Below are 14,179 nucleotides of genomic sequence, written 5' to 3' on the forward strand. Positions count from 1 at the left end.
GGCTTGGGCGGAGCACAGGAAAATAAACAAGAAAACAAAAGAAGGACAAATATTAAGAGGAGTTTTTTCTGCACAGCTTTTCTATTTTCCCGGTTATTCTTTCGCGATCGCGCTTCTTTTTAGCGAAAGAAAGCGATTTTTCATATGCCTTACAGGCCTCTTTTGGACGGCCAAGAGCCTTTAAAATATCTCCGTAATGTTCGTGAATTATCGGGTCATTAGGAGATAATTCCAGGGCCTTTTGAATATTTTTTAAGGCTTCTTGATACTTGCCTTTACGAAATTGAACCCAGGCCAGACTATCAATAATGTAGCCACTTTCAGGCTTTTTCGATAAGGCCTTTTTTATGTATTTTTCCGCTCTGTCAAGGTCTCGATTGAGATCAGCCAGGGTATAGCCAATAAAGTTTAAAAGGTCTGGGTCATCGGGGTATTTCTTTAAAAGCGGAGTAAGAACTTTTAGTACTTCTTCGTCATTACCCGTGCAAACCAATAACATGGCGTAGGATGACATAAAGTCCAGGTCTTCGGAAAACTGCGAAAGCCCTTTTTTCATAAGAGAAAGGCCTAGATCACAGGCATCTAATTGATCAAAAATAGAAGCGGCAAGCAAATATAAGTCTTTATTGTCCGGTTGGCTTGCAAGGGCCTTTTCAACAAGAGAATAAACTTTTTGAGGATCACGGGTAAGGGCCGCAATCCTCCTGAGTGCCAAAGGGAAAACTTCTGAATCAGGTGGTATTTTTTGATAAATTTTAAGGGCTTCTTCTTTTAAACCCTGTTTTTCTTTGGCTATTCCTAAATAAAACAAAGCCGCGTAAAAATCTGGTTTTTTTTCAAGGACTTTTTCAAGGGCTTTTTCAGCCTCTTTTTCACGATTCAAATCCATAAGAAGTAAAGCCTTGCGAAAAAGGAGCTGCGGCCTTTCTCCCACTAATTCTTCAAGTTTATTAATCAGCTCAAGAGCCTTTTCAAACTCATTTGAATTTACATAAAGTTTCAATAAGGCCTCATAAAGGTGAAATTGCTCAGGGTTTTGAGCCAAAGCCTCTTCATAAATTTTCTGTGCTTCTTTAAAAGCCCCTATTTTTTCAAGGAAATCCCCATACTCAAGGAGTATTTTGAGGTTATCTGGTTCAAGTTTTAGAGCCTTAGAATAATACTTACGGGCCTGATCAAAGTCTCCCTTTTTTCGGTAAACACGAGCAAGTTCCAGATATATAACAGGATTTTCAGGATTTTTTTTGGCCAAACGCTCAAGCACTTTTATGGCCTTCTCAAGTTTGTTTTGTTCGAGATAAATAGAGGTAAGAATAGAAAGGGCCTCAGCGTTATTTGGATCTTTTTCTAAAAGTTTTTCTAAAGTCTCTGCTGCTCTTAAAGGTCTCTGTTGAAACCAATAGGCCCTGGCTAGTAGAAAAAGGGTATCTTTATCCCCTGGGGACTCTTTCAAGATCTTTTGAGCCAAACTAATAGCCTTTTCATATTGGCGCATTTGAATATAAATTTTTAGCAAATCCTTTTGGGGTGTAAGGGCCTTTGGATCACATCTTACAACCCTTTCCAAGGCCTTTCTGGCAGAGACTAAATTCCCTTGGAGCAGGAATTGCTCTCCTACGAGATAGTAATAATAAGCTTCAGCAGGAGGACATTTGGCCCACAAATTTGAAGAAATTAGCAGTCCTAAAAAGAGACCTAAACTAAGAACCTTCAATGGCCAGAGGATAATTTTCTGCATCTGGTAACCTTTCCTTTAGATATTTTCTAAGCTTTTTAAGCAAACGTTCTTCTATTTGGCGAATCCTTTCACGTGATACACCAAATCTTTGACCAATCTGCTGAAGAGTTAAAGGCTCTTCAGCCAAAAGACGTTCGTAAAAAATAACTCTTTCCTTGTCTTTTAAGTCTTTACCAAATTCCTCTAAAATACTACGAAGTTTGGAAATAACTTCTTTTTTAGCTACCTGGTCTTCCACTTTGGCATTTGGGTCAGCTAGAAAGTCGCGGTGAAGTTCATCAGAATCTTCTTTAACAGGGGCGTCAAGACTTACCTCACCAGCACTCAAGCGCTGTTCCATTTCAATGACGTCTTCTTCTTTCACGTTAAGACGCTTGGATATAAGCTTGGCCGCAGGCTCAAAGCCCATGGCATCAAGCTTTTCTTTTTCCTTGCGCAAATTGTAAAAGAGCTTTCGCTGGGCCTGAGTAGTCCCTATTTTTACTAATCGCCAGTTATCCATAATGAACTTTAAAATGTAGGCTTTTATCCAAAAGGAGGCGTAATAAGAAAATTTAACTCCCCGATAAGGATCAAACTTCTTTACGGCCTGCATTAAACCAACATTTCCTTCTTGAATGAGATCGAGAAAGTTTTGCATCCAGAATTTCTGAAAATCAAGGGCAATTTTTACCACCAGGCGCAAGTTAGAAGTTACCAAGCGATAGGCAATTTTGGGATCTTTGGTTTCATAATATTCCTTGGTAAGACGCTCTTCTTCTTCACGAGTTAGAAGGGGATATTTGCTTATCTCTTTCAAATATTGCTGTAAAGGATCATAAGAAATCAGATCTTTTTCTTCCTTAGGAATAGCCGGCAGAGCTTCTTTTTCAGAACGATTCTTTTCTGTTCGCTTTTTAGGTTCTTTTAGGGAAAGCTGTTCTTTTTTTTCTGTATTTTGGGCCTTCTCTTTTGTTGTTCTAGCAATATTTTTCTTTTTAAGCTTGAGCTTAATTTTTTTCTTAGGTTTTTCTTCGGTAGGAGAAGAAACGGGTACTGCCAAAGGAGGTTCTTTTTCTGGCAGTTCAACTAAAGCTTTATCTTTATTGATTTGGGATTCTGAAACTTTTGTTGACATCTATCCTCCTAGGCGGTTTCTTCTTTAACTGGGCGATAGCCCTGTTTTTTAAGGTAAATTTGAATAGCTGTAATAGCCGCCGGTGTTACTCCTGATATACGTAAGGCCTGCCCTAAAGACCTAGGGCGCACTTTGCTTAACTTCTCTCTAATTTCTGTAGACAAGCCTGGAATTTCCCAATAATTCAAATTCTCTGGTAAAAGCATGCTTTCCCAGCGGCGAAATCTTTCTATCTCCTGACGTTGCCGATTAACGTAACCAGCGTACTTGGTTTCTATCTCAATCTGTTGCAGGATATCATCAGATAAGCCTTCAAGAAAGGAAAAAATTTTCTTGATCTCCTCAAGAGGTACTTCTGGACGCTTCAATAAATCAAAAAGGCTCTGAGGCTGCTTCAAAGGATTAGAACCAATTTTTAAAAGGAGAGGATTTATTTCTTCAGGGCGCAATTTCAATTTCTTTAGTTTTTCTATAGTTTCTTGAATCAGCTTTTTCTTGCTAAGAAAGTGATGGTAACGTGTATCATCGATAAGCCCCAGGCGATAAGCAAATTCTGTCAAACGCAGGTCAGCATTGTCTTCTCTGAGAAGCAAGCGATATTCTGCCCGGGAAGTAAACATACGATAAGGTTCATTGGTTCCCTTGGTAACTAAGTCATCTATAAGCACACCAATATAGGCCTGCGAACGGTCAAGGATAAAAGGCTCTTTTTCCTGCACAAAAAGGGCGGCGTTAATACCCGCCATAATACCCTGGGCCGCGGCTTCTTCGTAGCCCGAGGTTCCATTTATTTGCCCGGCCAAAAAGAGCCCGGCTATGGTCTTAGTTTCAAGGGAATGCTTTAGCTGAATAGGATTTACGTAGTCATATTCAATAGCATAACCTGGTCTTAAAATCTCGGCATTCTCAAGCCCCTCTATAGAGCGCACCATGGCCCACTGCACGTCTATGGGAAGACTTGTGCTTATTCCGTTGGGATAAACTTCTACAGTATCAAGGCCTTCTGGCTCAAGAAATATCTGATGTCGTGGCTTATCAGCAAAACGAAAGATTTTGTCTTCAATAGATGGACAATAGCGGATACCCACTCCTTTAATTATGCCGGTAAAAAGGGGGGAGCGGTCAAAGGCCCCCCGTATTATTTCGTGAGTTTTTTCATTGGTGTACGTGATATAACAGGGTACCTGAGGCAAAGGTGGCCTTTTGCCCTGGTTTTCATAGGAAAAAAGGGGAGGAGGGACATCACCCCACTGGACTTCCAGACGGGAATAATCAATAGTGCGCCCGTCAAGCCTGGGACAAGTGCCGGTCTTAAGGCGCCCTATTTCAAAGCCTAGCTCCTTCAAACAATCGGATAGTTTGTTTGAAGGGGGGTCTCCCATTCGCCCCGCTGGAAAATTTTTAAAACCTATATGTATAAGACCTTTTAAGAAAGTCCCTGTGGTTAAAACTACGGCTTTGGCGTGAAATATTTCGCCGATAGAAGTTTCCACACCGCAAACCCGGTTATCCTTTACCAGGATACGGTCAACCAGGGCCTGTTTCACAAAAAGGCCTGGAGTGGTTTCAAGCTTTCTTTTCATGTAGTCCTGGTAACGCCAGCGGTCAGCCTGGGCCCTGGTAGCGCGTACAGCTGGCCCTTTACGAGTATTCAGTTTGCGAAACTGGATACCTGTTTGATCAATAGCTTTGGCCATCTCTCCGCCAAGGGCGTCTATTTCCTTAACTAGATGCCCCTTGGCCAGCCCCCCGATGGCCGGGTTACAGCTCATAGCACCAATACGGTCAAGATTAATAGTTAATATCAAAACTTTTGAACCGAGCTTGGCGGCTGCCAGAGCAGCTTCTATCCCCGCGTGCCCAGCACCCACTACGATTACGTCAAACTCTTGAAAATAAACCGGCATAACCCCTAACCTACAATTTGACTTTTAAAATTTATCAATTTAGACTAATCGATTAAAGGATTTTCGCCTATCTCCGAAATTAAACATATAGGAGAGACCTTTGTAAATTCCGAAAAGAGGAATTGCTTCGGCTGCTAGTGCCTGGCGACAGCGATCCCTTCGCTAACGCTCGGAACAGGCGAAGCAATTCCTGAGATTGCTTCGCCCCTAACGGGGCTCGCAATGACAAAAAGTGAAGACGAGAGATCGCAATGACAAAAAGTGAAGACGAGAGATCGCAATGACAAAAAGTGAAGACGAGAGATCGCAATGACAAAAAGTAAAGACGAGAGATCGCAATGACTGCCCCCACTCGTCACTGCGAGAAGGCCCGTAGGGCCGACGAAGCAGTCTCTTAAGTTAAGCTCTGGCAAAGTTTTTAAAAACCTTTTGTGAGGTGGCTTTATGAAAATACAAGACCGCCTGGTATCAAAAAATTTAATTCGTGACTTAAAATCTCAAAAAGGGCCAACAAGGGCGAGTTTTCAAGAAATTTTACAAAAAACTCTTGAAAAGCCAATAAAAACTTCTAAAACCGTAGAAATAACTTCTTCTTTAGAAACTTCATTAAGTCGGGTCAATCAGTTGGCACAAGAAGTTATGGCCACCTTAGAAGACGTCTTAAAGGGTAATCCTGCAGACCTTTCTCTTCTTGAAGCCAAAGCTCAAGAGCTCAAAGAGGCAGCGCAAACATTTCCTCAAGGAGTGCGTGAAACCTTAGAAGAAGTAGCTTTATTGGCTGTGGTACACTCAGCCAAGGCTAAAGAAGGTTTGATTTAAGAAGGATTATTTGGTTTCACCCAGATTTCAAGTTCGTCAAGGGCTGTTTTACTGGCTCGTCTAATCTGTATCTTTAAATTCTTGTATTCAATTACTTCTCCAGGCTTGGGTATGCGGCCTGCTATTTTTAAAACGAATCCACCTATGGTTTCGTAATCTCCAGGTGGGATATTTAGACCTAGCTCTTCGTTGGCCTGTTCTATCTCCATCCAAGCCTTTACTAAAAAGTGATTTTCAGCAAGTTTTATATAGGGGACTAATTTTTGGTCAAATTCATCCCAAAATTCTCCTAAAACCTCTTCCACCAAGTCTTCCACAGTGATAATACCCACAGCCTGTCCATATTCATTTACTACCACCGCCAGGGTTTGTCCCATTTTTTGCATTTCACCAAGGAGCTCGGCAGCTAACTTAAACTCAGGCACGTAAAGGACTTCTCGCATAAAATTGCTGACTGGTTTATCAAGCTCTTTAACCCCTAAAACATCAAGAGCAATAAGGACGCCTACCAAGTGATCAGGATGCTCTTTATAGACCAGAATTCTTGAAAAACCACTTTCTACAAATATTTTAAGAGCTTCTTTAAGAGGCTGATTCTTTTCTATCGCTTTTACCCTTACCAGAGGAATCATTACCTGGGCTGCTGTTTTTTTAGAAAAGTCAATCAGACGGGTAATGAGAAGTTTTTCGCGAGGATCAAGGGCCTCCTCAGAAGAAACAAGAATCCTGATCTCTTCTTTGGTAATGGAGGGAAGCTTTTTACCTTCTTCTTTGGTTACCAAAGAAATAAGATTTGCTACCACCCAAATTAGAGGATACAAAAGTCGGCTCACCAAATAAACCAAAGGGGCAATTTTGGGAGCTAGGGAGTTGGCCTTTTGTTGGGCAATACTTTTGGGTATCATTTGACCGAAGAGCAACATTAAAGGAGGCAAACCAAAAACAGCTAAAAAACCTCCAAATTCAGGAGACACTTTGAGTAGGAATTTAGTAGTAACCACACTATTGCCAATAACAGAAAGATTTAGTCCCAAAAGAGTCGTTGTCAGTAGCCATTCTGGTTTTTCTAATAACTTTAAAGCAATTTTGGCTCCGAGATTCTTTTTAGCCTGCTTTTTTAGTTGATTTTCATCAGCTGCTACCAGAGCAATTTCAGCTCCAGCAAAAAAAGCTTCGGAAAATAGCAATATAAGGAATATGGCCAGGCCAGTTAGATAAATCATTTGACTTTTTCCACAACAATACTAACCAGGCGCGTACCTTTAACCCTCTCTACCGTGAACTTAAAACCAAAAGCCTCTCGACTTTCGCCTTCGCGTGGGAGTTCTCCGAAAAGATGTAGAACCAACCCTCCTAGGGTTTCGAATTCATCTGTGGGAAGATCTGCTCCTACCACACGATTAAATTCTTCAATCCGAAGCCTTGCTGAGACACGATAAACTCCTGGCTTAATTTCCTGTAGGGGCTCACGGCGCACATCAAATTCGTCGTAAATTTCACCAAAAAGCTCTTCAAGAATATCTTCAAGGGTGACAAGACCTACAATAGTGCCATATTCATCCACCACTAGGGCAAATTTGAGACGTTTTTTCTGAAACTCTTCAAGCAAGGTGCGTACTTTCATGGCCTCTGGCACAAAAAAAGGCGGGCGCACCAGTTGAGATAGCTTGGTTGGCTCTGGGCTAAGCTGCCAGCGCAAGAGATCTTTTACATGCAAAATGCCTATAACATTATCGATGTTTCCCTGATAAATGGGAATACGTGAAACCCCTCTTCGCTTGATACGAAACAAGAGATCTTCAGTGATAGGTCCGTCTTCTAAGGCAAAAATTTCACGTCTAGGAGTCATTATGGCTGAAACAGGAATCTTTTCCGACTCAAGAAGCCCGTGGATAAAACGCCTTTCTTGCTCACCTAAAAGACCTGCCTGATAGCTTTCTTCAACAAGTTGTAAAAGATCTTCTTCTGAAAAATCGACATCTGAGCGAGCAGGGAGCCCAAATAGACGCAAAAAAGCTTCAGTAAAAGAAATTAAAAAGATCCTTACCGGAGAAAATATAAAAATAAAAATTCGTAAAAAAGGCGCTAGGAAACAAGCGGCTCTTTCTCTCTGACGGAAGGCAATTACCTTGGGAAATAAGTCTCCAAAAAAGAAAAGCAGGACCGTCATAACCGGAAAAGTAAGCCAGGCATTTTCATCCCCGAAAAGTTTTACAAAAAGAACAGTGGCTACGGCCGAAGAAACAATATCGGCAAATTCGTTGCCGATAAGTATGGTAGCTAAAACTCTACGTGGGTGATGGAGGAGCTTAGCAGCTAAGCGACAGGATTTTTTACCGTGCTCTTTGAGACGCAAAATATCCAGGCGAGAAAGAGAAAATAGAGCAACTTCTGAGCTGGTAAAAAACGCTGAAAAGCATATCAGGGAAGCCACCAAAATTAGTTGTAAATATACTTCTAAAAGGCCTGGACTCATGTAAAGTTTGAGTTGTTATTAAACTGTTTGAATGAAAAAATACCTTAGCCTTTATTTTTTTGAAAGATCTTAACTGTTTTGTCATCAAAGTTTTTTGTCTTTTTCAGAAACTGGTATTAAGTTAAGGAAAAATATATGAGGCAGTGCCGTTTTGGGTGGGAGAGAATTTTCATAATAAGAGCTTTACAAAGTTCTAGGAATTTGGGTTCATTGGGCCTTGAGGTGAAAGATTGCTTTGCTCGTAACGATAGGTCAAGAAAGCTAAAATGGCTATTATTTGATAACAATTTTAATTTATGCAGCGTAATCTTATTGCCCCTATAATAGGCTTTGCTTTAGCAGCCACGGTCATTTTTTTGACCTTGCGCCTTTACCTTCCTTTTTTTCAACCTATTGCCTGGGCAGCGGTTATCGCCCTTTTTTTGCACCCTGTTAACCGTTTTTTGCGGCGCAAATTGGGAGGCCGAAGAGGGCTTGCTTCTTTGCTGCTTTGCATACTTTTTATATTTTTTATCTGTGTACCCATTATTTTTGCCTTTGCCAGCCTTACCACTCAAGCTATTGATATCGTTACCACTATTAAAACCCATATAGAAAAGGGCCAGTTTTCAATAGCCTTTATGCCTGATCCTGAAAAATATCCCCGGTTATATGCCCTGGCCAAAATCTTTTACGAAAAAATAGCCATTTATGAACAAGAGATACAGCAGACTTTGCTCACTCTAGCTTCTTCGGTGGGGCAATTTCTCCTCTCTAGAGGAACCGATATCTTTCGAAACACTATCAATATAATTTTACAAGTTGTCTTTATGATTTTTACTCTTTTCTATTTGTTTCGAGACGGAGACTATTTCGTAGATAGCATTAAAAAACTTTTACCTGTACCCCCAGATGAAGCCAACCGTATAATGAAAAAAGTCCAACAAGTTATAGAGGCTACGCTTTATGGTTCTATTTTGACAGCAGCAGCCCAAGGAGGCTTAGCCCTTTTAATCTATTTGATTCTTCGTATTGACTCTGCTTTTCTACTCGGCCTATTAACGGCTTTTGCCTCTTTCATCCCTCTTTTAGGAACAGCTATGGTTTGGGTATCTGTGGCCATATATTTGGCTATTTCGGGAGCTTTTGTTAAAGCAGTCATTTTGGTTGTTTATGGTTCGGTAATAATAAGCCAGATAGATAACCTTATAAGGCCTTATTTTATCGGTGGCCGCACGGAAATTCACAATCTCTTTATATTCTTTAGCATTCTTGGAGGCTTAAAGTTTTTTGGCTTTCTCGGAGTCTTTTTAGGGCCTATTTTAGTAGCCCTATCCATCTCTGTACTTGAAATTTACCGCCAAAAGATTACAGAAGAACTCTATGCCCGAACTCCCCGAAGTGGAGACTATTAAAAATAGCCTTAAAACCTGCCTTAAAGGTCAAACAATAAAAAGTTGTGAAGTATCCTTACCAAAACTGGTATCTCCTGATGACTTTGCCGAAAAAATAAAAGGTCAGAGCATAAACGACCTTAAAAGACGAGGAAAGGTGCTTTTAATTTTTCTGAGAAACTGGGTCCTTTTAGTCCACTTTAAACTAACAGGTCAACTGATTTATTTAGAGAACCCTTTGTCTCCACCTCCTTATACTCACATTGAGTTTTCTTTAGAAAAAGGCAAGCTTTATTATGCTGATTTAAGGCAATTTGGACGCCTTGTCCTCTGGCCCGTTAAAGAGCTAGACGAATGCCCACTTTTAAAAAAATTAGGGCCAGAGCCCTTTGAGCTAAACATTGATACTTTTTTTAGGCTTTTAAATAAGAGCTCCCGAAAAATTAAAACCTTTTTACTAGATCAAGAGAAAATAACAGGCCTTGGGAATATTTACGTTGACGAAAGCTTATTTAGAGCAGGGGTTCATCCAGAACGGCCAGCTAATTCTCTTTCTTTTGAAGAAGCTCAAAGGCTTTTAAAAACCATAAAAGAAATTCTCAATGAGGCCATAAACCTTGGGGGATCGTCTGTTAGGAATTACGTTGACGGCCACGGTGAAAGCGGCCGTTTTCAGGAAAAACACTTAGTTTACGGCCGCCGAGGAAAGCCCTGCCCTAAGTGCCAAAAGCCTTTGGCTTATGCCCATATTGCTGGTCGAGGAACCACCTTTTGCCCCTACTGCCAAAAATAGTCAGACGAGGAAAGCACTACACCTCTGGTCGATTGAAGATTTTGTGGTTATAAACTTTAGTGGTCATTAAAAAAACTTTAGGAGGGATACGTGAAAGAGCTGCCCAAAGCCTACGATTATCGCGGTGTAGAAGAAAAGTGGTATCGCTATTGGGAAGAAAAAGGCTTTTTTAAGCCTAAGCTTGACCCAAATCGTCCCCATTTTTCAGTGGTTATTCCCCCTCCAAATGTTACAGGGAAGCTCCATATAGGGCATGCTTTAAATAATACCTTGCAAGACGTCATTGTCCGTTACAAACGGATGGACGGCTATGATACCTTATGGCTTCCTGGTACAGACCATGCCGGTATCGCCACGCAAAACGTTGTAGAAAAAGCCCTTGCCAAAGAAGGCATTTCTCGGCACGACATCGGGCGCGAAGAATTTTTAAAGCGCGTATGGCAATGGAAAGAGGAATACGGCGGCGCCATTATTGAACAGCTAAAACGCTTGGGGTGTTCTTGTGATTGGTCTCGCCAACGTTTCACCATGGACGAGGGGCTGTCACAAGCTGTCCGTGAGGTCTTTGTCAGGCTCTGGGAAGAAGGTCTTATTTACCGTGGAGACTATATTATCAATTGGTGCCCGCGCTGTCACACCGCCCTAGCAGATATCGAAGTAGAGCATGAACCCACTCCAGGCCATCTCTGGTACATCAGGTATCCGTTGGTTGACGGTTCAGGCTATATAGTAGTGGCTACTACCCGGCCAGAGACCATGCTTGGAGATACCGCTGTGGCGGTAAACCCCGAAGATGAACGTTATCGCCATCTTATTGGCAAAAAAATAAAGCTCCCTTTAATTGGACGAGAAATTCCAATCATTGCAGACAAAGAAGTTGATCCTGAGTTTGGTACCGGAGCGGTAAAAGTAACACCGGCTCATGACTTTGCTGACTTTGAGATTGCCAGACGTCATAATCTCCCCTTTGTCAAAGTTATGGACGAGGACGGAAAGATGACTAAAGAAGCCGGCCCCTATGCTGGCCTTGACCGCTTTACCGCCCGCCAAAAAGTAGTAGAAGATTTAGAAACTCAGGGACTCCTTGAAAAAATAGAAGATTATGAAGTAGTGCTTGGAAAATGTTACCGCTGTGACGACATAGTTGAACCCCTTCTTTCCAAACAATGGTTTGTAAAGACTAAACCCCTGGCCACACCAGCTATAGCGGCTGTTGAACGGGGGTTCACCAGGCTTGTTCCAGAAAATTGGAAAAATCTTTATTACGACTGGATGTACAACATCAGAGACTGGTGTATCTCTCGCCAGATATGGTGGGGGCACCGTATTCCCGCTTGGACGTGTAAGGATTGCGGGGAAACCACTGTTTCTCGTAACACTCCAGAAGTCTGTGCCCATTGTGGCTCAACAAATATTCACCAGGAAGAAGACGTACTTGATACCTGGTTTTCTTCTGCTTTATGGCCATTTTCTACACTCGGCTGGCCAGAAGATACGCCTGAGCTCAGGCTTTATTATCCGACGTCTCTTCTCGTAACCAGTTTCGACATCCTCTTTTTCTGGGTGGCTCGTATGCTCATGATGGGGATTCACTTTATGGGAGCAGTCCCGTTTCGTGACGTCTATGTCCACGCCCTGGTTCGCGACGAAAAAGGCCAGAAGATGAGCAAGAGCCGCGGAAATGTAATTGACCCGTTGGTAATGATAGAAAAATACGGCACTGACGCCTTCCGTTTCACATTGGTTGCCTTGGCCGCCCAAGGGCGAGATATCAAGCTTGCCGAGTCGCGCATAGAAGGGTACCGCCACTTTGTTAACAAGATCTGGAATGCAGCTCGTTTTGTATTAATGAATCTAGACAACGATTTTGAAAGAGTTGACTTAAAACAAGCGGCTCTCCCTAAAGAAAGTCGTTGGATCCTCTCAAGACTCTCTAAAACCGTGGCCAAAGTTCGCCAAGCCCTTGACAACTATGAATTTGACCAGGCAGCTCTTACCTCTTATCACTTTTTCTGGCATGAATTCTGCGACTGGTATGTGGAAATGTCTAAACGCTTTCTTAGTGAAGGCGGTGAAGCTAGAAAATTGGCCCAAAATGTACTGGTAGAAGTGCTTGAGACCAGTCTCAGGCTACTACACCCTTTTATGCCTTTTGTTACCGAAGAAATTTGGCAGGCCATTCCGCACGAAGGTGAATCTATTATGGTTGCTCCTTATCCTAAGCCAATTAAAGAACTCGAAGATGATGATCTTGAAAGCGAGATTGAGAAAATAAAAGAAGCCATTGTGGCTATAAGGGCTATTCGGGCTGACTATAACCTCCACCCCACAGCGAAAATCAAAGTCATTTTGCGAGCGGAGAAGGAAGAAACCCTAAAACTTTTTGAAGAGTTTTCTCCAGTTATAAAACTTCTAGCTCGTTTGGCCGAAATAGAGCTAGTAAAAGGTGGAGAACGTCCTCGCGGAGCAGCTCAGGCCGTGCTAGCAGAAGCAGAAATTTTTGTTCCCCTTGAAGGCTTGGTAGATATTAAAGCTGAACTCAAAAAACTAGCTAAAGAAGAAGAAAAAGTTCTAAAAGAGCTTTCCCGGGTTAAAAGTCGCCTTGAAAATGAAGGCTTTTTGAAAAAGGCCCCTAAAGAAGTAATAGAAAAAGAAAAGGCTCGTCGTCAGGAGCTTGAAGAAAGGCTCAGTCGTATTCATGAGAACATGAAACGCTTAAAGGAGCTAGCTTAAATGATAGTGGTTGGGCCTTTAAAAGATCAAGCTGTGGCGTCTTTGAGTCTTGAAGTGTGTGAGAGAAAGGGCCTGGGCCATCCGGATACCATTTGTGATGCCCTGGCTGAGGGGTTTTCCCGGGCCCTTTGTCAATTTTACCTGGACAAATTTGGCTTTATTTTGCACCACAACGTGGACAAAGGTCTTCTTTTTGCCGGCCGGACAAGGCCTGTTTTTGGTGGTGGAGAGGTCCTTGAGCCATTTGAGATTTATTGGTAGGGCGAGCTACCCTCTTTTTTAAAGATATACAGGTGCCAGTTGAAGACCTGGCCCACCAGGTAGCAGAAAACTTCTTTCGCCAAAATTTTCACGCTTTAGACCCTGAAAAACACGTAAAGATAAACACACTAGTTAGGCCAGGTGCCCCGGAGCTGGTGGAATTGTTTCTTAAATACCAGAAAAAAGGAGTCCCTCTGGCTAACGACACTTCAATAGGCGTGGGATTTGCTCCCATGAGTCCTCTTGAGGAGTTGGTGCTCAAATCGGAAAAATACCTTAACGCTCATTTGAAAGAAAAATATCCAGCTATTGGGGAAGATATAAAGGTTATGGGGGTGCGCGAGGAGGATAATTTCCGCCTTACCATTGCCTGTGCAGCGGTAGGGCGCTATCTTTCAGGCCTTAATGACTATTTTGGCTGGAAAGAGAAAATTGTAAAACTTATAAAAGATTATTTCTCTCCACAAAAAGATTATTTCTCTCCACATTATCCAAATTTGGAAGTTTTCATAAATGCGGCGGACGATCCGGATAAAGGAGATATTTATCTAACGGTAACGGGCACTTCGGCTGAAGCTGGAGATGACGGCGAAGTAGGGCGTGGCAATCGGGTAAACGGCTTAATCACGCCTTTTAGGCCTATGAGCCTTGAAGCCGCCGCGGGCAAAAACCCCATAAGCCACGTGGGGAAAATTTATAATTTGTTGGCCCAAAAAATTGCCCAAAAACTTGTTTCTGAAATAGAAGAAATTGAAGAGGCTTATGTGACTATAGTTAGCCGTATAGGATATCACAGAACCCCAAACTCTTTCTTTGCGATTAAGAACAGAAGAAGATTTTCCAAAGATAGCATCGTTAGCAAGAGAACTGGCTCAAGAGGAGCTAAAGAAAGCTCCAACCTTATGGCGCGAAATTATCGCTAGCAAACTAAGCTGCTTTTAAAAAGAAGGGCCCGTTTGCCG

Annotated in this window: 9 protein-coding genes and 1 pseudogene; 5 read left to right on the forward strand and 5 right to left on the reverse strand. The window is 42.1% G+C overall.

Features of this window, described 5'->3' with window-relative positions; all coding sequences use genetic code 11:
• Window positions 1-52: 52 nt before the first annotated feature.
• From THEIN_RS04560 to mnmG, 3 genes are read right to left on the reverse strand one after another with little or no spacing between them, the layout of a single operon-like run.
• A complete protein-coding gene (locus tag THEIN_RS04560) occupies window positions 53-1,738 on the reverse strand; it encodes a tetratricopeptide repeat protein (protein WP_013907519.1) in 1,686 nt (561 codons plus the stop codon).
• Window positions 1,701-2,855, reverse strand: coding sequence for a sigma-70 family RNA polymerase sigma factor (locus THEIN_RS04565; protein ID WP_013907520.1), 1,155 nt, complete (start codon window positions 2,853-2,855; stop codon window positions 1,701-1,703). Before THEIN_RS04565 ends, THEIN_RS04560 begins: the two co-directional genes overlap by 38 nt.
• An 8-nt stretch (window positions 2,856-2,863) precedes the next feature.
• A complete protein-coding gene (gene mnmG, locus THEIN_RS04570; protein WP_013907521.1) occupies window positions 2,864-4,762 on the reverse strand; it encodes a tRNA uridine-5-carboxymethylaminomethyl(34) synthesis enzyme MnmG in 1,899 nt (632 codons plus the stop codon).
• Window positions 4,763-5,206: 444 nt separating this feature from the next.
• Between mnmG and THEIN_RS04575 the strand changes: the two genes are divergently transcribed.
• Window positions 5,207-5,581: a hypothetical protein gene (locus tag THEIN_RS04575; protein WP_013907522.1), complete on the forward strand. Its 375-nt coding sequence runs from the start codon at window positions 5,207-5,209 to the stop codon at window positions 5,579-5,581.
• Here the strand turns inward: THEIN_RS04575 and THEIN_RS04580 are convergent.
• Together THEIN_RS04580 and THEIN_RS04585 are read right to left on the reverse strand one after the other, a co-directional pair.
• Window positions 5,578-6,804 carry a hemolysin family protein gene (locus tag THEIN_RS04580; protein ID WP_013907523.1) on the reverse strand — a complete coding sequence of 409 codons (1,227 nt, stop codon included), beginning with the start codon at window positions 6,802-6,804 and terminating at the stop codon, window positions 5,578-5,580. The two genes, THEIN_RS04575 and THEIN_RS04580, sit on opposite strands and share 4 nt — an antisense overlap.
• A complete protein-coding gene (locus tag THEIN_RS04585) occupies window positions 6,801-8,057 on the reverse strand; it encodes a hemolysin family protein (RefSeq protein WP_013907524.1) in 1,257 nt (418 codons plus the stop codon). Before THEIN_RS04585 ends, THEIN_RS04580 begins: the two co-directional genes overlap by 4 nt.
• A 296-nt stretch (window positions 8,058-8,353) precedes the next feature.
• Here THEIN_RS04585 and THEIN_RS04590 point away from each other — a divergent pair, with 296 nt between their 5' ends.
• The 4 genes and pseudogenes from THEIN_RS04590 to THEIN_RS04605 all read left to right on the forward strand — a co-directional run bounded on the left by THEIN_RS04590 (window position 8,354) and on the right by THEIN_RS04605 (window position 14,140).
• Window positions 8,354-9,451 carry an AI-2E family transporter gene (locus tag THEIN_RS04590; RefSeq protein WP_013907525.1) on the forward strand — a complete coding sequence of 366 codons (1,098 nt, stop codon included), beginning with the start codon at window positions 8,354-8,356 and terminating at the stop codon, window positions 9,449-9,451.
• Window positions 9,420-10,223, forward strand: a complete 804-nt coding sequence (mutM, locus tag THEIN_RS04595; protein ID WP_013907526.1) for a DNA-formamidopyrimidine glycosylase — start codon at window positions 9,420-9,422, stop codon at window positions 10,221-10,223. Before THEIN_RS04590 ends, mutM begins: the two co-directional genes overlap by 32 nt.
• A gap of 90 nt (window positions 10,224-10,313) precedes the next feature.
• Window positions 10,314-12,956: a valine--tRNA ligase gene (locus tag THEIN_RS04600; RefSeq protein WP_013907527.1), complete on the forward strand. Its 2,643-nt coding sequence runs from the start codon at window positions 10,314-10,316 to the stop codon at window positions 12,954-12,956.
• Window positions 12,957-14,140 (forward strand): annotated as a pseudogene (locus tag THEIN_RS04605) (methionine adenosyltransferase).
• The last annotated feature ends 39 nt before the right edge of the window (window positions 14,141-14,179 follow it).

This window comes from Thermodesulfatator indicus DSM 15286 (genome assembly GCF_000217795.1).
Taxonomy (GTDB): domain Bacteria; phylum Desulfobacterota; class Thermodesulfobacteria; order Thermodesulfobacteriales; family Thermodesulfatatoraceae; genus Thermodesulfatator; species Thermodesulfatator indicus.

Bases quoted from the DNA above. Each gene is read 5' to 3' on its own strand.
- THEIN_RS04560 (WP_013907519.1), bottom strand. From the start codon at position 1,738: ATGCAGAAAATTATCCTCTGGCCATTGAAGGTTCTTAGTTTAGGTCTC.
- THEIN_RS04565 (WP_013907520.1), bottom strand. From the start codon at position 2,855: ATGTCAACAAAAGTTTCAGAATCCCAAATCAATAAAGATAAAGCTTTA.
- mnmG (WP_013907521.1), bottom strand. From the start codon at position 4,762: ATGCCGGTTTATTTTCAAGAGTTTGACGTAATCGTAGTGGGTGCTGGG.
- THEIN_RS04575 (WP_013907522.1), top strand. From the start codon at position 5,207: ATGAAAATACAAGACCGCCTGGTATCAAAAAATTTAATTCGTGACTTA.
- THEIN_RS04580 (WP_013907523.1), bottom strand. From the start codon at position 6,804: ATGATTTATCTAACTGGCCTGGCCATATTCCTTATATTGCTATTTTCC.
- THEIN_RS04585 (WP_013907524.1), bottom strand. From the start codon at position 8,057: ATGAGTCCAGGCCTTTTAGAAGTATATTTACAACTAATTTTGGTGGCT.
- THEIN_RS04590 (WP_013907525.1), top strand. From the start codon at position 8,354: ATGCAGCGTAATCTTATTGCCCCTATAATAGGCTTTGCTTTAGCAGCC.
- mutM (WP_013907526.1), top strand. From the start codon at position 9,420: ATGCCCGAACTCCCCGAAGTGGAGACTATTAAAAATAGCCTTAAAACC.